The organism is Clostridium sp. CM74B_53 (assembly GCF_036318045.1).
GTDB lineage: Bacteria > Bacillota > Clostridia > Lachnospirales > Lachnospiraceae > Pilosibacter.
This window is the reverse complement of record NZ_JAWQDE010000008.1, coordinates 85,887-105,405: the sequence shown is the minus strand read 5'-3', so window position 1 is coordinate 105,405 and position 19,519 is coordinate 85,887. Positions and strand designations below refer to the sequence as shown.

Annotated in this window: 15 protein-coding genes; 3 read left to right on the top strand and 12 right to left on the bottom strand. The window is 48.5% G+C overall.

The window, feature by feature from the left end:
* Window positions 1-168: 168 nt before the first annotated feature.
* The 3 genes from V2546_RS08865 to V2546_RS08855 all read right to left on the bottom strand — a co-directional run bounded on the left by V2546_RS08865 (window position 169) and on the right by V2546_RS08855 (window position 3,784).
* Entirely contained in the window at window positions 169-2,169 is a 2,001-nt protein-coding gene (locus V2546_RS08865; RefSeq protein ID WP_117513078.1) for a TRAP transporter permease, read from the bottom strand.
* A gap of 63 nt (window positions 2,170-2,232) precedes the next feature.
* Complete coding sequence (locus V2546_RS08860) at window positions 2,233-2,724, bottom strand: DUF1850 domain-containing protein (RefSeq protein WP_117503214.1); 492 nt, start codon at window positions 2,722-2,724, stop codon at window positions 2,233-2,235.
* Window positions 2,705-3,784 carry a TAXI family TRAP transporter solute-binding subunit gene (locus V2546_RS08855; protein WP_242990658.1) on the bottom strand — a complete coding sequence of 360 codons (1,080 nt, stop codon included), beginning with the start codon at window positions 3,782-3,784 and terminating at the stop codon, window positions 2,705-2,707. Before V2546_RS08855 ends, V2546_RS08860 begins: the two co-directional genes overlap by 20 nt.
* A 531-nt stretch (window positions 3,785-4,315) precedes the next feature.
* Here V2546_RS08855 and aroD point away from each other — a divergent pair.
* The gene (gene aroD, locus V2546_RS08850) at window positions 4,316-5,071 is read left to right on the top strand and encodes a type I 3-dehydroquinate dehydratase (RefSeq protein ID WP_329752099.1); all 756 of its coding nucleotides are present in this window, start codon (window positions 4,316-4,318) and stop codon (window positions 5,069-5,071) included.
* A gap of 377 nt (window positions 5,072-5,448) precedes the next feature.
* Here the strand turns inward: aroD and V2546_RS08845 are convergent, their stop codons facing one another.
* From V2546_RS08845 to V2546_RS08810, 8 genes are all read right to left on the bottom strand, one after another.
* On the bottom strand, window positions 5,449-7,284 hold the full coding sequence (locus V2546_RS08845; protein WP_329752098.1) for a thiamine pyrophosphate-binding protein: 1,836 nt from the start codon (window positions 7,282-7,284) through the stop codon (window positions 5,449-5,451).
* Between the two features lie 98 nt (window positions 7,285-7,382).
* Window positions 7,383-8,297 (bottom strand): LysR family transcriptional regulator, encoded by a 915-nt coding sequence (locus V2546_RS08840; protein WP_329752097.1) that lies wholly within the window; start codon window positions 8,295-8,297, stop codon window positions 7,383-7,385.
* 125 nt (window positions 8,298-8,422) lie between these two features.
* Entirely contained in the window at window positions 8,423-9,310 is an 888-nt protein-coding gene (locus V2546_RS08835) for a DMT family transporter (protein WP_329752096.1), read from the bottom strand.
* 47 nt (window positions 9,311-9,357) lie between these two features.
* Window positions 9,358-10,215 carry a shikimate dehydrogenase gene (locus V2546_RS08830; protein ID WP_329752095.1) on the bottom strand — a complete coding sequence of 286 codons (858 nt, stop codon included), beginning with the start codon at window positions 10,213-10,215 and terminating at the stop codon, window positions 9,358-9,360.
* A 118-nt stretch (window positions 10,216-10,333) separates the two neighbouring features.
* Window positions 10,334-11,161 carry a sugar phosphate isomerase/epimerase gene (locus V2546_RS08825; protein WP_329752094.1) on the bottom strand — a complete coding sequence of 276 codons (828 nt, stop codon included), beginning with the start codon at window positions 11,159-11,161 and terminating at the stop codon, window positions 10,334-10,336.
* Between the two features lie 388 nt (window positions 11,162-11,549).
* Window positions 11,550-12,755, bottom strand: coding sequence for a VWA containing CoxE family protein (locus V2546_RS08820; protein ID WP_329752093.1), 1,206 nt, complete (start codon window positions 12,753-12,755; stop codon window positions 11,550-11,552).
* Entirely contained in the window at window positions 12,745-13,557 is an 813-nt protein-coding gene (locus V2546_RS08815; protein ID WP_329752092.1) for a MoxR family ATPase, read from the bottom strand. Before V2546_RS08815 ends, V2546_RS08820 begins: the two co-directional genes overlap by 11 nt.
* Before the next feature lie 253 nt (window positions 13,558-13,810).
* Window positions 13,811-15,250 (bottom strand): aldehyde dehydrogenase family protein, encoded by a 1,440-nt coding sequence (locus V2546_RS08810; RefSeq protein ID WP_329752091.1) that lies wholly within the window; start codon window positions 15,248-15,250, stop codon window positions 13,811-13,813.
* A 363-nt stretch (window positions 15,251-15,613) separates the two neighbouring features.
* Here V2546_RS08810 and V2546_RS08805 point away from each other — a divergent pair, with 363 nt between their 5' ends.
* Window positions 15,614-16,507: a LysR family transcriptional regulator gene (locus V2546_RS08805; RefSeq protein WP_329752090.1), complete on the top strand. Its 894-nt coding sequence runs from the start codon at window positions 15,614-15,616 to the stop codon at window positions 16,505-16,507.
* 260 nt (window positions 16,508-16,767) lie between these two features.
* Here the strand turns inward: V2546_RS08805 and V2546_RS08800 are convergent, their stop codons facing one another.
* Window positions 16,768-17,619: an isocitrate lyase/PEP mutase family protein gene (locus V2546_RS08800; RefSeq protein ID WP_329752089.1), complete on the bottom strand. Its 852-nt coding sequence runs from the start codon at window positions 17,617-17,619 to the stop codon at window positions 16,768-16,770.
* A 542-nt stretch (window positions 17,620-18,161) separates the two neighbouring features.
* On the opposite strand from V2546_RS08800, the gene V2546_RS08795 reads away from it, so the two are divergent.
* Complete coding sequence (locus V2546_RS08795; RefSeq protein ID WP_329752088.1) at window positions 18,162-19,475, top strand: sodium/glutamate symporter; 1,314 nt, start codon at window positions 18,162-18,164, stop codon at window positions 19,473-19,475.
* Window positions 19,476-19,519: the final 44 nt, after the last annotated feature.

Here is a 19,519-nt window from a genome sequence, read left to right as displayed (position 1 = left end):
TTTTTCTATATCTGTCCGCAGTGGTTATTGCAATCTGCGCGCAGCATGGATCACAACTGTCCGACGCCTGACCCGGTGTGTTCTAACAGACACATATAGAAAAACAGGGACCGCCGCAGTAAATTTTCTGCAGCAGTCCCTGTGTGTTCACCGGTTATCTATGAAGGTCTACGCTGCCGCCGGTGCACTCTTCTTTGCAGCTGCTTTCTGGAATACGAATACAACTGCGCAGATCACGATACCTGCGATATCTGTCACAAGACCGCTGTCGATCAGGAGATAAGCGCCAATGAGGCTGGCAATTCTCAATACGATGTTGACCTTTGTGAACAGGAAACCTTCGACTGCTGTACTGATTAAGAATACACCAACTGCAGCAGTTACTGCAACCTGAATCGCTTTTGCAAGCGGAGTATCAAGCAGCAGAAGGTCTGTATTGTATACAAACATGTACGGAAGAATGAATCCTGCAAGCGCAAGCTTTACGGATGCCCATCCTGTCTTCATCGGACTTCCGCCTGCGATACCTGCTGCCGCAAAAGCTGCAAGGGCAACCGGCGGTGTCAGGTTTGCGAACATTGCGAAGTAGAAACAGAACATGTGGGCAACCAGGGCCGGGATACCAAGCTGTACCAGAGCCGGAGCTGCGATCGTAGATGTAATGATATAGGACGGGATACTCGGAAGACCCATACCTAAGATCATGCAGGTGATCATTGTGAATACCAGTGTGAACATCAGGCTCTTTCCGCCGATGCTGATGATGGTATTTGCCATGTTCAGGGCGAAACCTGTAATCGAGCAGGAACCAACGATGATACCAACGCAGGCGCAGGCGATCGCTACGGATACGGTAGACTTCGCGCTCGCTACCATCGCATCAAGAATATCCTGGAAGGTCATTCTCGTATTCTTTCTGCACTGCGCCACGATGATCGTGAATACGATCGTATAGAACGCAGCCATGATAACCGTCTTTCCGGAGAAGAACAGCATGTAAACGAGGAAGATGATCGGGAGTGCCAGATGACCGTACTCCTTCATGACCTGGGACATCTTCGGAAGCTGATCCTTCGGGGTTCCCTGCATTCCCATCTTCTCAGCCCTCATCTGGATCTGGAACAGGATGCCCATGTAGTAGATGACTGCCGGGATGATCGCGGATAAAAGAAGTTCATTGTATTTCATGCCGAGCGTATCTGCCATGATGAATGCGGCAGCACCCATAACCGGCGGCATCAGCTGTCCACCGACAGAACCGGTCGCAACAACGGCGCCTGCGAACTCGTCGTCATAGCCGGATTTTTTCATAAGCGGGATCGTGAAGGAACCGGTCGTAACAACGACGGCTACGGCTGCACCGTTGATCATTCCGAGAAGACCTGAAGCAACGACCGCTACCTTTGCCGGACCGCCCTTTGTGCCGCCCGCGATGGCGTTCGCGAAGTCGTTGAAGAACTGACCCATACCACACTTGTTCATGACTTCACCGAAGGCGATGAAGAGGAAGATGTAGGTGGACGCAACATTGACTGACGATCCGTAAATACCTTCCGTGTTCGAGAAGAAGTGGCTCATTAACTTCTGCCATGTGTATCCTCTGTGGAGGAAAATGCCCGGGACATCGATCGGGATGAGTCCCTGCTTTGTCCCCATTAAGCTGTAGATCATAAAGATAATGGAGATGATCGGGAGAGCCATGCCGCAGACACGTCTCGTTGCCTCCAGAACGACCAGGGTTAAGAGTGTACCGATCACGACATCCATCATGTCCGGCTTTCCGGCACGGTTGATGATGTTTACATAATCTACGCACATATAGATCGGAACTGCGGCTGACAATGCAATAAATACATAATCATACCACGCGATCACTTTGCGGCTCGCTTTTTTCGTGGCCGGATAAAGCATGAAGGCAAGGATCAGGATCATGCCGACATGGATGGAACGATGCTTTAATGTTTCCGGCATGTAAAGGCCGGATGCGAAAACCAGATGATATAAGGTAACGATGATCGCGAATACCCGGTAAGCTTTCTTTAATACCGGGGATCCGAACTTTCTCGTCTTGCTCTCTTTATCAAACTGCTCGAGGAGTTTCTGTTTTTCTTCCTCGCTCATCTCTGCTTCCGCTGTACTGGGGACGATGTTTTTCTCTTTTTCGCTCATACAGATTTCCCTTCCCTTCGTTGTCAGAGTTGTTGTCGGTGTTTCTTCAGCAGTTTCCTTTTCTTATTTTTCGAAACCATTCCGGATCCTCAGCACCATTTTTACGTGATGCGGCATGTCAGAGCCCTGAATCAGGAGCTCGCCATTCACCTTGATATTCTTCAGGGCTGTCTGGGAATTGATCCAGTTGAACTGTGGAAAGACGCTTTCGATCTCATCCATGTAGACGAGTCCGTCTTCGTAGCGGTATTTGCAGTCCATCTCCGCCGGGATCCCGGCACCGAAGCCCGCGACCGCGATAGTGTGGAGGATGAAGTTTCCGTCTTTCTGTATCTCGTAATACTCGTACCACGGAATATGCTCAAAGGAATGTTCCCACTGGAAGGAAAGCTCGTCACCGGTCTTTACCGGGATCTCCCGGTATACGTTTCCGGTCTCAAGCTCTTCGATCACCAGAATTTTTTTCTGCTGCCGTATAAATACGGCAGCAGAGATTGCTGTGATTACCAGAAGAACCGGAATCAGGATTTTTAATTTAGTTCTCAGGAGTCTCATAACCGTGATCCTGCCACCACTTCGCAGCACCGTCATGAAGCGGGATCTTTACATCGTCAACACCGAAGGAAACATCGATGTTCTTGTCTGCTGTGTTGTGGGATGCCTTGATGGTAGCGATTCCATCGTCGGAGAAGATGCAGTCAAGCATATCGTAGACCATGTCATCGGATACGTCCTTATTTACAAGCATGATATTGTAAACGAATACGCTCTCCACGTCCTCTTTGTTGTTGTATGTATTGGCCGGGATCGTGCTTGCGGAGAAGAACGGATACTTCTCGATCAGGTTATCTCTGCCTTCGCCGTCGATCGGAACGATCACCATATCGTAGCTGAATGCCAGCTCGCTGACGGTTGCGTTCGGAAGACCGGAGGTAACGAATGCCGCGTCGCACTGGCCGTTTTTCATCTGGTCGATCGCTTCACCGTAGGATAAGTAGTCAACATCACTATCCTCATATGTCATGCCGTATGCTTCATAGATCATTCTCGCATTTAACTCAACACCGGAGTTCGGAGCACCGATACCGACCCTCTTGCCCTTTAAGTCCTCAACGCTCTTGATGCCTGTGCTTGCTACGGTTACGAGCTGTACGTAGTTCGGCCAGAGTCTCATCATGGCTCTCAGATCCGGCTCTGCCTTCTCAAACGCACCAAAGCCCTCATACGCCTGTACGACGGAGTCCTGCATTGCGATTGCAAGCTCTGCCTCACCGTTTAAGATCAGGTTGATGTTCTCAACCGAAGCGCCGGTTGCCTGTGCGGATGTCTTATATCCTGCATTTCCTAATGCGGTTGCAAATGCGCCGCCGATCGGGTAGTAGATACCACTCGTAGGACCGGTTGCGACTGTGACAAACTCTTTCGCCCTGTCAATGCTCACGGATGTGCTGCCCGCCTCTGCGCTGGAACCATCCGCCGCTTTCTCAGTTACGGCTGCCGCTGTTGTGTCAGCTGCTGTTGTAGATGTACTGCCGGAACTGCTGCCGCATCCTGCAAGAGCTGCTGTCATTGTGAGTGCCATAGCTGCTGCTGTGATTCTCTTCACTAATCTCATACTGTTTACCTCTCCTTCTTTTTGTTTACCCGTAACGATCCGGTCCCACCCGGATCATTACATACCCACTTTTCAAATGCTTCATATTCTTTATAAATATTTCACATTTCATGTCTAAATTTTAACGTAAACATAACCCTGATACAATGGGGTTCGTGCAAACTGCACAAAATCGTGTATGAATGGTAAAAATTGATGTGTGAAATGCAGGAATAAGACAGTTTTCCTGTGAATCTATATGATATTATTTTAACAATTCTTTGCACACCTTTGCGATCGATCGATGAGTTCGCTTGATAAGTAGGAATTGATCGTTCCCGTTAATATATTGCTTTAAATTTTTAAACTTTAACGCGCATAAGTGTTGACTTTTCTCTCTCCTGTCTTTATACTATGGACATAGCGGATCACGCCTCGCAGGCTTTGCCGATTTGGAATACAAAGCACCGGCATTCTTTCTGCGAGATGTGCGTTATATAACGCATGACCGGATATTACATCAATCATATAGAAACAGGGGAGTAACCGCTTATGGGAGCAATTGTAAAAGTAAGAAATGTAAAATTGGGAGACGGAATGCCGAAGATCTGCATTCCGGTTACGGATACAAATCTCGATGACCTGAAAAAATCTGTAAATCTGATCCGGAATACTCCGTTCGACCTGATCGAATGGCGTGCGGACTTCTACACCGGTATGGAAGATCCCGAAGTCCGGACCAAGGCAATGACCTTATTCCGGAATGCTTTAGGAAATATTCCGGTGCTCTTCACGATCCGTACCAGAGTGGAAGGCGGAATGATGGAGATCGATACGGAGACCTACACGAAGACGATCCTCGCCGTGATCGACAGCGGTCTTATTGACCTCGTGGACGTGGAGCTCTCCCGCGGGGAAGAGACGATGAAAACAATCGTCGCGGCAGCCCACCGGGTCGGTGTGAAGGTCATCGCTTCCCGCCATGACTTTACCGCAACGCCGGATAAGAACATCATCATAAGCAATCTCTGCCTGATGCAGTCCCTGGGCGCTGATATCGTGAAATTCGCGGTGATGCCGCAGTGTGAGCGGGATGTCCTGACACTGCTTGACGCAACGTTGACCATGAAGGAGGAGCACAGTGATACCCCGGTGATCACCATGTCCATGAGCCCCACCGGCGTCATCAGCCGTATCTGCGGTCAGCTCGTCGGCTCCTGCGTGACCTTCGGAACCGCAGGAAAGGCATCTGCGCCAGGGCAGATCCCGGCGAACCTGTTAAGCACGTTCTTAAAGACTCTGGCGTAAGGTCAGCAGTCCGCGGCCTTATCCGGTGATTTTTACAGCCTGTATCTATTCCACTGGACGCAGGTTGTATTTTTATGTCTTCACACGTCCTCTCTCTTCTCACTCTTTTCTCATTGGCTTATTTCCCTCAAGATCTATCCGGACAGCTCTTTAACGTTGATCCTGATCCCCTGCTCCGTAAACGAAAAACTCCCTCTCACCGGATCATGGCACATCCGGCGATTGGGAGTTTTTCTCAGATTTTTTAAATGGGGTTATTTATCTATAGGTGGGTACTCAACTATGAGGATGAAATTTTTTGTCCCGTCTTCCTCGCATTTTTCGCGTAACTGGACATTTATCATAACCGTAACTGTGAGGGTATCAACAGTTGCCGATTATTTCGTATTGTGGGACTTGGAGTGGCTCGGAGCAACGTAGCGTCCGTTCTCTTTCCGTACCAGCTTACCTTCTTTTACAAGCTCGTTCGGGCTGTAGATATCGTTGATGTTCCAGCATCCCGGTGTCGGAACGACGATGTTCTCCATCGGTGCCTCTACGAGGAACGGTCTGCCCTCTTTGTTTGCCTGAAGCGCTTTCTCAAGAGCTCCCTTGAACTCTTCCGCGGACTGCACACAGATGGATTCCATTCCATAAGCCTGTGCAACGGCTGACCATCTTGGTGTATAGGAATCTCCGTTCGGTGTGTGGAATACCGTGCCGAATTTATGGTGATAGTTTGCGTTCTCAAGACCGGCGATGGTTCCGAAGGCGGAGTTGTTCATAACAACCCATGTACACGGGATTCCATCCTGAACGGCTGTCGCAAGGCAGGAAGGCTGTACGCCGAATCCGCCGTCACCTGTAAGTGTCAGGCAGATCTTATCCGGAACACCAAGCTTTCCGCCAAGGACTGCGGATGCGCCAAAGCCCATATTCGCAAGACCGGAGGTATGATGAATCGTTCCCGGTACGGTGATATCAAACTGCTGTGCCACACCGTTCTTGTTCCAGCCTACGTCTGTAAAGATATAGGCATCCTCCGGGAATACCTCCTTGACGTCCTTCAAGATTCTCTGCGGTGTCATCGGGAAGCGGTTGTCGTTGGAGATCGCCTCGTTGGATTTCTTAAACTCCGCCTTCGCAGCAGCAATTTTCTCGCGAAGCCCCAGATTCTTCTTTCCTTCCGGACAGATCTTCTTCACTTCCTCTAAGATCTGGGCCAGAGCGATCTTTAAGTCACCGACCGCACCGATCTCTACCGGATAGTTTCTGCCGATCTCATTCGGATCGATATCCACCTGGAGGAAGGTCGTCTTATCCGGATCGAAGGTAACGCCCTGATACCAGCTGGAGCTGTCCGCCTCACCGAATCTTGTGCCAAGTCCTAAGATCACGTCGGCATTTAAGGTGAGGGAGTGGGTGAATTCCAGTCCCCAGAAGCCGGTCTGACCGATCATTAACGGGTGCTTGTCGGAAAGGCATCCATGTCCCATTAAGGTACGGGATACCGGAATGTCGAGGTACTCAGCAAGGGCAGCCAGCTCGTCTGATGCCTGGGATAAGAGGATTCCGCCGCCCGCATGGAGCACCGGCGCTTTCGCATTTACGAGTTTTCCCGCGATGGCTTTTGCCGCCTGCGGATCGATGCCCGGCTTCATGGTCACATGGCTGTCTTTGTAGGTTCTGTCCCAGAGATCCTCGTCCATCTCTCTGGAGAACATATCCATCGGGATATCGATGAGAACCGGGCCCGGACGACCGGATTCAGCAAGGCGGAACGCACGGTCAAAGATCTGCGGAAGTGCTTCCACGTCATCGACTCTCCAGCATCTCTTGCACACCGGTTCCATGATACGGTACTGATCTCCATCCGCATGCATCTGGACCTCCTGATGCGGATGACGGCCGTAATAGTAGCTCGGAACGTCTCCCGCGATGAGGACCATCGGAATGGAGTCTAACGATGCGTTCGCAACACCTGTGAGGGCATTTGTGAGGGCCGGTCCTAAATGACAGAGGGCTACAGATGCCTTATGCGTTACTCGTGCATATCCGTCCGCTGCAGTTGTCGCGATGGCCTCATGACGGGTATTTACATAGTGAAGCTTCTCACTTCTTGATAATGCATCCAGCATACCGATGATGGTATGTCCACAAAGTCCGAATACATATTTCACATCTCTTCTTTCGAGATAATTTACGATTAAATCCGCAACAAGTTTTTTACTCATTGATTTTTCCTCCTAATATTGGATATTTCCGGGTCCAGGTTCAGAAATCCTTCTACAGGCAGACCTGCGCTGATTTCCCGGTCCTGGTCCCTTAAGTATCAAGTCATAATGCCCTGTCTTTCCAGGTACTGGTTAAATACATCTCCGCTGCGCACTACATAATCTCTGAAGTATTCTGCGGCAGGCGGAATATAGCGTTCTTTATTCCACTGAAGATAGAGTTTTCGTTCTGCAACCTGATTGGAGATCGGGATGATCTTCGTACCGTAAGGTGCTCCGCCGAGAGGATAAGGCACCACTGCGACTCCCCTGCCCGCTGCCACGAGGCCGTAGATGATCAGGTCATTCGGTGTCTCTGTGACAACATTCGGCTTTACATGGAGAACATTGAAGATCTTCCACAGGTTCGTGATCAGTTCACCCTTTCGGTCAAAGGATATAAATTTTTCTCCGTCAAGCTCCCTCAAATCTACGGATTCCAGGTCAGCCAGCCTGTGGCCTCCATATACCAGAACTGCCAGCCTGTGGATCCCGATCGGGGTTCCCTCAATTCTCGGATCATCGATCTTTGTCGCAAGGATCAGATCCGCGGATCCGTTAAAGATCTTATCGCAGATACTCCCCCAGCCCTCCTGGCTGTACTGGAACTGGACTCCCAGACGGTTTGTCTCAGACTGGTACCGGACCATCAGATCCGTCGCAAACTGAGCCACCGACTGGAATCCGGCAAGAACGATGGTTCCCGCATTCGGGTCAATATAATCCTTTAATGTCTTCACCCCTGTCTCGAGGGATGTGATACTCTGTTTTACATACGGCCGGAACAGTTCACCGTACTTTGTGAGCCGGATGTTCCGCCCTTTTCGCTCAAACAGTTCCACTCCGAGCTCTTCCTCCAGCTCACTGATGGCATGGCTTAAGTTCGACTGGCTCACATGGAGCTGTTCCGCAGCTCTTGTATAATGTTCTAATTCGGCGATGGCGTCAAAATAATATAACCACTGTAAATTCATGTGATGTCCTCCTGATCCTCTCTCAACCGTTCAGCTCCCTGTACCGGTCTTTTTTCTCCGGTCATCCATTTACCTCTGGCTTTATTATCCTAAATTTCATCCGAATTGACAACCTGCATCTCCTGTTACTTTTCCTTCGATGTCGCGAAAATATTGATCACGATATCCAGCGAAATGAGAACAAGTCCAATCAGGAACGACACGGTGACATGCTCCCCTAAGAAGAGTGCTCCCATGATCGTTGTGAATACCGGCTGTAATGGGTAGAACAGGGAACATGTCACTGCCGGTAAGAGTGATAAGCTCTTCGTCCAGGTAAACTGTGCCAGACCGGAGCCCACGATTCCGAGATAGATCAGAACGAGTACAACGATCGCATTAACGGTCACCGGCTGTGTGGCGATCGTATAGATGCTCATCGGAATATGGAAGATCAGGCTGACTGCCGTTCCATAGAAGGTGATCAGGATCGCCGGATATTTGGAACTTAATCTTCTCATCAGAACCGATGAGGTTGCTGATGAGAGGACCGATGCGATGGCTGCCGCAACTCCAAGAAACTGGCTCTCCGTGTTGGCACCTTTCGTAATGATGGTCGCTCCTATGATGGCAAGTACCAGACAGAGGAGTTTAGGTGGTGTGAGCTTTTCTCCTAAAAGGATGATCGCCAGGATCGTAACCGCCACCGGTGTCATCGAGTTTAAAAGGGACGCCATGGACGCTCCGGTAAGTGAGATCGCCACCTGGATCATGAAGGGCGATACAAAGTAAGTCAGGCCGCCGATGATCACGAACCATTTCCAGTCTCCTTTTTCTACCTTCACGTTCAGATGCTTTCTCGCCATGAAGCCCAATGGGATCAGGGCGATCAGGCATCGGATCCCGACGACAAGAGCCGCCGGCATGTAGGGGGAAATCACTTTTCCCGTTACATGGATCGTTGAAAACATAAAGAATGTGGAAAATAACAACAGATACGCTTCTTTATGTACCGTATTTTGATTTTGGCTCATTTGTTTCCTCCCATCTTATATTCTGTTCTGCTTTTCCCCGTTTCCGGCTATTTTCCGGCCAGAATGTCCATCAGCTCTGCCCTCATGCGCTCCACCGGGGCTTTCTTTCCGGTCCACAGTTCAATCTGCGCTGCTCCCTGATACAGGCTCATTCCAAGACCGTTTAAGACCTTACAGCCCTTTTCCTCCGCATCCATTAAGAACTGAGTTCTCGCCGGATTGTAGCAGGCATCAAAGCAGAGCTGTCCTTTTCCAAGATATTCCTTTGGAACCGGTGTCTGTCCGATGGTCTTTCCCATTCCGATGCCGCTGGCATTTAACACGACATCACAGGCTGCGATCTTTGAGTAATCCCCGTACGGTACAAATTCCGCAACCGGTGCAAAGTTTTTATTGATGTCATCCACAAGCTCCTTCGCACACTGCTCGAATTTATCCGTGATGTAGATCTTTCTCGCTCCATGATAAGCGAGAACGGAACACATGGCCCGGCCCGCGCCGCCGCCGCCAAAACAGAAGAATACGCACTGGTCAGGTTTAACCTCCCCTTCCTCGATCAGGGAGCGGTAGAAACCGGAACCATCGGTGTTATATCCAATGAGCTTTCCTTCCGGTGTCTTTACGACAGTGTTGCTGGAGCCCATCTTCTCACAGAGCGGATCAAGCTCATCTAAGTACTCCAGAACTTTTACCTTATTTGGCTTTGTAACGGCAAATCCCGCAAAATTCATGTAACGGATGCCGTTTACGATATCCTTCAGGTGCTCGTTATCTGCCTCTGTATAGAAGTAGATCATATTGAGACCAGCAGCTTCATACCCACGGTTCTGCATTCTCGATGCAAAGGACTGTCCAAGAGGTGTCCCGATCAGTGTGATCATTTTTGTGTTGATATCAGGTATCATCTCGATTTCCTCACTTTCTATATTTATATCGATTGTGTTTCTTCTGTTCCGCCTGCTCTCTGGGCGGATCTTGAAACTCTCACAACTTTTTTTCGTCCTTTTTACTGCTCTGTTTATCTCAAGCGGTCTGCAAAAGGTCCGGAAGATCCAGCTCTGCAAATAACTTTCTCGCATATTTCAGGCAGTTCTCCGCATGTCCCTTCGCCCCGTACTGCTCAATGTATTTCTTATTCGGCAGTTCAATGGAGCACGGGTTTTCCGGAAGTGCCTTTAAGAGCGCCTTAAGGTTTGCCTCACCGAGTCCACAGTATTCGCGTCCTTCACGGACCACTTTTACAAGCTCTGTCGCTTTCCAGATCTTCGGGCAGTCACAGAGGTGGATGAGGCCGAATCTCTCTTTTCCGTAAGCCTCGATCATCTCCGGTGTAACCTGATCCCAGTGGCAGTAGATCATGTCCATCAGAAGCTTTAAGTTCTTTGCTCCCACCTGATCCTGGATCTTTGCTGCATCCTCTAAGGTCTTGACTCCGGAAACGATCGGAAACTCGAAGTTCACGTTCATTCCGAACTCTGCTGCCTGTTCACAGATCTTTCCGTAAGCTTCAACTGCAAAGTTTTTGTTCTCGGTCCAGACACTGGAAAGGATCTCGGTGGCTCCAAGCTCCGCCCCGCATTCAAAAGCTCTGCGGTAATCGATCGGCAGGTCTTCCCTTACGCGGACAAGCTCGATATCAAGAAGCTTCATATCGCAGTCCTTTAAGGTCTGACGAATCTTCTTAAACAGCTCCGGATCTTTTTCCAGACATATCTGCGGCTCGCCCGGCTGTCCCATCGGGATCGTGCGGATGCTGGTGTAATCATATCCAAGCTCCGCCGCCATCCGGATCTCATCGACCGGGGTGATACCCGGCACTGTCAAATACGCTAATGAAATCTTTCGTTCCATTCATGAATCCCCTCTCTTCATCGTTCTCTATTTGCTGTGTTTCTTTTGATGTTTTGTATGTTTCTCTCTGTCTATGGCTACATTTTACCTGTATTTTGCACAAACGTCTAATGGCGCGTTTTCATTGAATCATCGATATTATTCATGGATTATACGTATTGTACAAAAATAAATACATGTTTTTATGAAAAAGATACAAAGAAATGGGGAATCTATCTATGAGGTACATGAATGGATCCGGATTATCTATGAATTTTACGCCAATTCACAAAAAAAGCCACTGTATCTACAGCGGTCAGTCCGCTGTCACAGTGACTTCTTATCTTCTAAATATTACAGTCATCGTTTCCCTGCGATCTGCACAGAAGCGATACAGTCATTCCGCAGGTTACAGACTTTCTTTTAATAATTCCCTCACAGCCGCCTCCAGCCCTTTCACCGTCAACGGATACATCGGGAACACCTGTTTTACCATCTCTACGGTCCTGGACGTATAGTAATCCCCGTTCCACAGCTTTTCATGAAGCGGATTCATCCATACACTGGCCGGATACCGTTTCCGGATTTCTTCCAGCCACCGGATTCCCGGCTTATCGTTTGGATGCATGTAATCCACGGTTCCGCCGCGATATAAGAGCTCCGCCGGTCCCATGGTGGCATCTCCCACAAGGATCACCTTGTACTCTCTCTTCGTGTTGGACATGACCCAGTCCGTGGAGATCCTGTCTCTCCACATACAGCCCGGTTTTGTAAACAGTTCTCCGTAGATGCAGTTGTGGAAATAATAGACCTTTAAGTCCTTGAGCTTTGATGCCTGATTCACCGCCTGAAAAAGCTTATTGCAAAGGTCCGCGTAAGGCCACATGGAACCACCGCTGTCAATGAGAAGGAGGAGCTTTGTCTGGTTCTTTCTTGGTCTTTCCATGACGATCTCCAGATTTCCGCCGTTTTTGCAGGTCTTTTCGATGGTTTTTTCCACATTGAGCTCCGTCTTCGGTCCCTCATCCTTTCCGGACAGTATCCGCAATTTTCTGAACGCCATCTGAAACTGGCGGATCTCCAAAACCTTGTCATCCCGGAAATCCCGGTACTCTCTCGCCGCCGCGATCTTTAATGCTTTCCTGTTATGTCCTTCGCCGGAGATCCGGATTCCCTTCGGCGCGTAGCCGGAGTGGCCGAAGGCAGTGATCCCGCCTGTTCCGATCCACCTGCTTCCGCCGTTGTGGGCCTCCGTCTGCTCCCGCATCCTCTGTCGCATAAGCGCCTCGATCTCCTCAAGGCTCATATTTTCCCACATGGAATCCGCCCGCTCTCTGTCCGGGTTCGTCTTCGGCATCACCGTGTCCAGCCAGGATAACAGTTCATCAGAGACACCGCCGTAATCCGGAAGATTCTTAAAATATTCCGAAAATGCCTGATCAAATTTATCGTAGTCCGTCTCCTTTTTCACCAGAACCGTCCGCGCCATGTAGTAGAACTCTGTCAGACTGCTGTGATTTAAATTCATCTGCAGCGCCTCCATCAGGCTGTTCCACTCATTCAGTCCCGTCTTCATCCCGTAAGCACGGAGAAGGTACAGAAAATCAGTAAACATATCGTTTCTCCAGTGTTCCGAGATCCTCCGTCTTCTTTAACAGGATTCCCGCAAACGGAATCTTCTCCGTCAAAGTCTCCTCCGGGATCCCGCCAAGACGCAGAGCCATGATCCAGTCAAGAAGCTCCGATGTCGCGGGTTTTTTAGAGAGTCCGGGAAGATTACGGATCCGGTAGAACGCATCCAGCGCACCCTGAAGCAGCGATTCCTCAAGCTCCGGGAAATGTGCCTTCACGATCTCCGCCATCTCCTCTTTCTCCGGGAAGGCGATATAGTGGAAGATGCAGCGTCTTAAGAACGCGTCCGGGAGCTCCTTCTCCGCATTTGATGTGATAATAACAATGGGGCGCTCCTTCGCCTTTACAGTCTCTCCGGTCTCCGGGATATAGAATTCCATCTGATCAAGCTCCCAGAGTAAGTCATTCGGGAACTCCAGATCCGCCTTATCGATCTCGTCGATCAAAAGCACCACCTGTTTTTCTCTCTGAAACGCCTCACCGAGTTTTCCCATGCGGATGTATTTTCCGATATCGTCCACACCTGCAGTCCCGAACTGGCTGTCGTAGAGCCGCTGGACGGTGTCGTAGACGTAGAGGCCATCCTGAGCTCTTGTCGTGGACTTAATATTCCAGATAAGCAGTTCCATATCAAGACTCTTTGCAATTGCCTCCGCCAGCATGGTCTTTCCGGTTCCCGGTTCTCCTTTTACTAAAAGCGGCTTCTTTAAGGCCGCCGCAATATTGACGCTGCGGATCAGTTCATCCGATGCGATATATTCTTCATTTCCCTGAAAGTTGATCATGTAATTCCTCCGTGTGTGATTTCATCTGTCCGCATTCTTCTGTTGATTACTTTTCATTTTCATAGTTGGGCTCTTTATCTTTAATATTATGTAAATCTTTTTTGCTATCCCACTGCTGATGATATGAAAACGAGCAGGACATGAAGCAATTATATGGCTTCGTGCCCTGCCCTGTCAACTATGGCTGATTGTGGCTGATCAAGCATCGTTTTCCGGATCGCGCAGCGCACTACACTTCGCTGCACTCATCCTCTTAGAATTCTTCGTCGATATCCGCCTTATTATACTCCCCGAACAGTTCCTCATTAGATGGCATATCATACGCCAGCGGACGGGATACCCAGGTGGTATTCATGTAGTGCTTTAAGGAGATATTCTCGGATACGATGTTTCCGCCCCAGGTTCCGCAGCCCATGGAGGAAGTCGGAGGCATTCCGTTCCATGCGGAACCGGAGTTTCCGCGGTTGTTCGGCTGGCGGACCATGATACGGGAAACCGGTGCCGCCATGCCGAGGCGGTTGATGTGGTCATCACTGAAGGAATAGATGCCGCAGGAATGTCCCTTTCCGCCAACATTGAATACCTTCTGCATCATGGTCAGCGCATTCTCAAACTCGCCCTCATACTTGAAGAGGGAAAGCAGTGTGGTAAGTTTTTCACTGGAGAAGAAGAATTCCTTACCGATCTCATTGATTCCGCCTCCTGTTACCGCGATGAACTTTCTGTCATCCGGGATCTCAAATCCTGCTGTAAGAGCCAGCTTCTGTGGGCTGATGGCAACGGTATTCGGAAGTCTGTGGCCTGTCTCATCCCACATGACCTTCTTTAACATCTCTGCCTCTTCCTCGTTTGCAAGGTATGCGCCCTCTGCCTCCAGTGCCTTTACGAAACCGTCATATACGGTCTCGTGGATCAGGAGGTTGCCGTCGCAGGAGCAACCGGAACCAAAGTCGGAAGTCTTAGAGATTCTTGTGTTTTCGGCAGCTTCCTTCTGTCTTTCCGGTGTATTGCAGGTATCATCGATGATGACAGTTGCATTTCCTGCACCGGAACCATATGCCGGAACACCTGCGGAGTATGCGGATTTTACCATCGGACGTCCACCGGTTGCGATAATGAGGTCCGCACGTTTCATCAGTTCCTGAGTCAGGCTGATGGACGGTTCCTTGATCCCCTGGATAATGTCTGCCGGTGCGCCTTCACGAACAAGTGTCTCGCGGATGATATCGATGCACTTGTTTGTAACAACCTTTGCGCGCGGATGCGGGGAGCAGATGATAACGTCTCTCGCCTTGATCGCGTAAATGATCTGTCCTGCCGGAGTCAGACACGGGTTTGTGGTCGGAACGAGGGACGCGATCACGCCCACCGGCTTCGCGTATTTCACGATACCTTTTTCCGGGATCTCCTCGATGGCACCGACGCTCTTGGAACGCAGGCAGTCTCTTAATATCAGTTTGATCTTATTTCTCTTGTTTCTCTTTGTGACCTTATCTCCAAGACCTGTCTCATCGACTGCCTCGTCCGCCATCTGTGCCCATGTCTTCATGTCATAAAGGGCTGCCGCAACCGCCTGGCAGAGTTTATCAACTCTCTCCTGATCATATGTCGCGATCACGTCCGCTGCCACATGGGCGCGGGCAACCATCTCCTCGATCATCTCGATCTGTTCCGGGGTAACTTCCTTTGCCATAACTCGATTCTCCTTTTCTTTTTTACTGTAACTGTCTGTCATCCGGCAGTCACGCCTGCTTTCCATCAGCATTTCTCTTGATATCTGATGGCATCAGTATAAATGTGCACAGAAAGGAAGTCCAATACCGGTATTCTCTTGTGATAATAGACAAGTTCTATGATGAATCTCATTGTTTCTATTGAAGAATCATGTTAGAATAAAGCAGGCAGTTTTAGATCCCATGAGGTTCAGACCGCTGGCTTTCAATCCGCTATTTTGTGAAAGCTGCCGTTGCTATTACAGCTAACTCTCGTCGTAACTGCCCTATACATTCGCAGTTACACGTTATCTTGTTTATATAATTTCAGGAGGTATGAATCCATGACACTTCTCCAGCTTCAATATTTCGAGACTCTCGCCCGCGTGCTCCACTATACCCGCGCAGCGGAGGAACTTCATATCGCCCAGCCAAGTTTAAGCTACTCCATCGGCGAACTGGAAAAAGAACTCGGCGTGAAACTTTTTGAGAAAGAAAGCAGGAAGATCCATCTCACCGAATACGGCGAGCGGTTTCTTCCATATGTACAGAAAGCATTACTTGTGATGGATGAGGGAACAAATGAGTTGAAGCGTATGAGCGGTACTGCGCCGCTTATGGTGCGTCTCGGATACTTCCACTCGATCTCTTCGACGCTGATTCCAAAGATCATCGAAGAGATCTATAATGACCCGGAAAACAAAAACATCCGATTCCAGTTTATCGAAGATACCTCTTTTGACATCTCAACCATGTTGAAAAGCGAAAAACTGGATTTTGCCTTTACCACTACCAGAAATGACTGGGCGGAATCCATCACGGTAATGAAGCAGCCGCTATATCTCGCTGTTCCTCTGGAACATCCGTTAGCGAAGCAGCCGTCCGTCACTTTCACAGATTTTATGAATGAACCTCTGATCGTTCTCGACAAGGGGACAAGCCTTCGCACACAATTCGATCAGGCTTTTAAAGAGCGGGGAGCGATCCCGAATATCGTTTTCGAAGTGCATGAATGCAATGCCGCACTCCAGTATGTCGCCCTGAATTTCGGTGTCTCGCTGCTTCCCAGCATTCCCGCCATGAAGACCGAGCGTGTTGCCGCGATCCCGATTGCAGAAAGCGGCAAAGAATTTGTCCGCACTGTATATCTTACCTGGAAGAAAGACGGCAATCTGCTTCCGGCGGCGCAGAAGGTGAGAAATCTCATCGTAGAAAAATTTACGGTCTCTACCATATAGAACCGATTGCGACAATCTTCATCTTCGCGCGTGATTCTGGCCAGCGAAGCTGACAGATTCCTATCAGAATCACTGCGCATCCCTGCGGAACGTTTATCTCAGTCGGAGACCTAACCACCACTGAGACAAATTCGCTATTACTAACCATCAAAAAAAGTGTGGGCTTCTCGACTGAGATAAAAACAACAGAACACGGCTCTCCTGATTTTCCAGGAAAGCCGTGTTCTGTTTCACAAGGTGGGGTAACTATATACAAATGATTAAAGATATTTTGAAATTAATGTCTTGTATTCGTCAACACCGATAAATTTCAGATATTCATTGAACTGCATAACTTTACCGGTATATCCCTCATCTGTTCCATTCTCCTGAATATACTGCAGAATGGTCATCGTTGCTGCAACATTTGCAAACAGGCAGCTCATCGGGAATGTGATGATCTTATAGCCTAATTTTCCGCAGTCAGCAGCGGTCATTCCGTCATTGATTCCCTTGTTTGCATAAAGTCCAAGATGGATTGGACCATTTACACGGGACGGAAGTGCCTCTAATTCTTCTCTTGTCTTCGGAAGGATCTTGACCATATCAGCGCCGGCTTCCATATATGCATTTGCGCGCTCAATCGCCTCCTCAAACGGAGCGTCTGTTCTTGCGATGATCACAAGATCTTTATCTTTTCTTGTATCAACGGCTGCGCGGATCTTGCCAACCATCTCATCTGTGCTGACTAACTCCGGTGCCTTGATGAATGGGCAGTTCGGCGGCTGCTTCTGATCTTCGATGAATAATCCACCAACTCCTGTCTTTTCGTACTCTTTGATCGTTCGGATCACGTTCATCGCACTGCCATATCCACCTTCCGCATCTGCAAGGATCGGGATATCCACAGCATCTGCCATCTTGCTTAAAATACTGACAGTCTCATTTAATGCAAGAAGTCCTGTGTCCGGCTGACCAAGGACTGCACCGTGCATTCCATAACCGGTCGTTCCTGCAATCTTAAAGCCTGCTGCCTGAATGGCACGTGCGCTCAGCGCATCATATGCACACGGGGCAACAAGATAGTCGTTTGTGGCGAGGAGCTCTCTGAGCTTTGTCGTCTGTCTTACCATAAAACATATACCTTCTTTCCTTTTATTTTGCAGCCATATATTCTCATGTCTGCTGCATCTGATGATTTTCCATTTTTTTACGGAGCGGGAACGCTTCCGACCTCTCTCCGTTTTTTCTCTGTCAGATGTCCTTTATCTGAACCTGGCTACAGTATAGACCCGATTTACATTTTCGTCCAATACCTGATTTCGATTGCGTTTATAGAAGTTTTCTATCAATAATATTCATGATTTCCGGGGATTACAGAATCACTGAGCATCCTCGCGGATTACTTCTGTCAATTGGAATCCCCTCTCTCACTGAGGCAAATTTGCTATAACTATCATGCTCGCTTTCCATCTCATAATATCATAATAATTTTCTATCGAGTTTATAGAAGATAAATATTGGATTTTTATTCAAAAACATTTTAATATTCATTTTAGATAATTTAGCTAAATTACTTTTGGTTTTTTTTATATGGGCAGACAAAATATCTATATTTTTTTATTTGCGAGTCTTGTAATCGTAATTTCAAACTAAAGAAGGGAGTTATTCATCTATGACTTTTAGCAGTATTTTTAATGATTTGATCGTTCTTTTTTCTTTTCTGCTTGCTGGTTTTGTGATTCGTGAATTTATTAAACCTTTGCAACATTATTACATTCCAGCTTCGATCATCGGGGGACTTCTTGCCTTGATCCTTGGTCCTCAGGTTCTTGGTCTCATTGAGATTCCAGAATCATTTAGCTCCATGGCAGGTGTTATGATCACACTGGTACTCACCTGCTCTGTTATCGGCGTCGATATGGATAAGTCGAAGGCAAGCACTTATATTACACATCTTTGCATCATGGTTTCCGTTTACGGAATGCAGTTATGTATAGGCGGTGGTCTTGGCTCTATCCTGAAAAATATTTGGCCGGATCTTCCATTCGGATGGGGCACAGAAGCAGTATTTTCCTTCTGGGGAGGTCACGGTACAGCTGCCAGCGCAGGTGCTGCATGGGAGGAATATAGTATTATTGGAAATACTTCCATCGGTATGATCATGTCTACATTAGGCGTTCTCGCATGCTTTATCTTCGGTATGATCATGATCAACTGGGGCGTACGCAAAGGATATGCGACTCAGGCAACAAATGACTATAAAGCAAATCCGACCTTCTTCGGTGGATTACTCCCCGCCGACAAACAGACTCCGATTGGTGTTGCAAAGGTTCCGAGTTCTGGCATCGATAATCTTTCCTTCCAGCTTGCAATCGTTCTTGCATGTATGCTTCTGGGAAATAAAGGTATGGGACTTGTTAAAAGCGTCCTCCCTGTTTTAAAGCCACTTCCGTCTCTAATGAACGGCATCCTCGGTGGAATGGTCGTATGGAATATCATTAAACGCACAAGATTAAGAGGCTTTGTAGACAGAAAAACGATCAACTCCATTTCCGGTCTTGGTCTTGAAATTACCATTGTATCCGCTATGGCAACCATCGATTTAAAAATGGTATCCGCATTATTTATTCCAATCCTTGTCATCAGTGCTGTCATCGTTGCTCTTACCGCTGTATGGACTTTAAGTCTCTGCAAGATGTGGCATCGTTCCAATTGGTTTGAGAAATGCTGCGGTTCTTTCGGTGCAGCTACTGGTTCAGTTCCTACCGGTCTTGCACTAATTCGTTGCGTTGATCCAGAAGGAAAGACTGACGCTGCCGATACATTAGCTGTCGGAAACTCAATCTGGGCGCCTGTCTACGGTTCCATGCCTGCAATCATTCCAATGCTTGCAGTAACTATGGGCATGATTGTTCCTATCGGCATCGGCGCTGCCATGATGATCGTACCGCTCATAATTGGCATGATATTTTTCCGTAGAAAATAACTTTTTGTGACATTTTGCCCTCTTTTTATCCGCATCCCGCGTCT

Coding starts and splice junctions, on each gene's coding strand:
- V2546_RS08865 (WP_117513078.1), bottom strand. CDS start 2,169: ATGAGCGAAAAAGAGAAAAACATCGTCCCCAGTACAGCGGAAGCAGAG.
- V2546_RS08860 (WP_117503214.1), bottom strand. CDS start 2,724: ATGAGACTCCTGAGAACTAAATTAAAAATCCTGATTCCGGTTCTTCTG.
- V2546_RS08855 (WP_242990658.1), bottom strand. CDS start 3,784: ATGAGATTAGTGAAGAGAATCACAGCAGCAGCTATGGCACTCACAATG.
- aroD (WP_329752099.1), top strand. CDS start 4,316: ATGGGAGCAATTGTAAAAGTAAGAAATGTAAAATTGGGAGACGGAATG.
- V2546_RS08845 (WP_329752098.1), bottom strand. CDS start 7,284: ATGAGTAAAAAACTTGTTGCGGATTTAATCGTAAATTATCTCGAAAGA.
- V2546_RS08840 (WP_329752097.1), bottom strand. CDS start 8,297: ATGAATTTACAGTGGTTATATTATTTTGACGCCATCGCCGAATTAGAA.
- V2546_RS08835 (WP_329752096.1), bottom strand. CDS start 9,310: ATGAGCCAAAATCAAAATACGGTACATAAAGAAGCGTATCTGTTGTTA.
- V2546_RS08830 (WP_329752095.1), bottom strand. CDS start 10,215: ATGATACCTGATATCAACACAAAAATGATCACACTGATCGGGACACCT.
- V2546_RS08825 (WP_329752094.1), bottom strand. CDS start 11,161: ATGGAACGAAAGATTTCATTAGCGTATTTGACAGTGCCGGGTATCACC.
- V2546_RS08820 (WP_329752093.1), bottom strand. CDS start 12,755: ATGTTTACTGATTTTCTGTACCTTCTCCGTGCTTACGGGATGAAGACG.
- V2546_RS08815 (WP_329752092.1), bottom strand. CDS start 13,557: ATGATCAACTTTCAGGGAAATGAAGAATATATCGCATCGGATGAACTG.
- V2546_RS08810 (WP_329752091.1), bottom strand. CDS start 15,250: ATGGCAAAGGAAGTTACCCCGGAACAGATCGAGATGATCGAGGAGATG.
- V2546_RS08805 (WP_329752090.1), top strand. CDS start 15,614: ATGACACTTCTCCAGCTTCAATATTTCGAGACTCTCGCCCGCGTGCTC.
- V2546_RS08800 (WP_329752089.1), bottom strand. CDS start 17,619: ATGGTAAGACAGACGACAAAGCTCAGAGAGCTCCTCGCCACAAACGAC.
- V2546_RS08795 (WP_329752088.1), top strand. CDS start 18,162: ATGACTTTTAGCAGTATTTTTAATGATTTGATCGTTCTTTTTTCTTTT.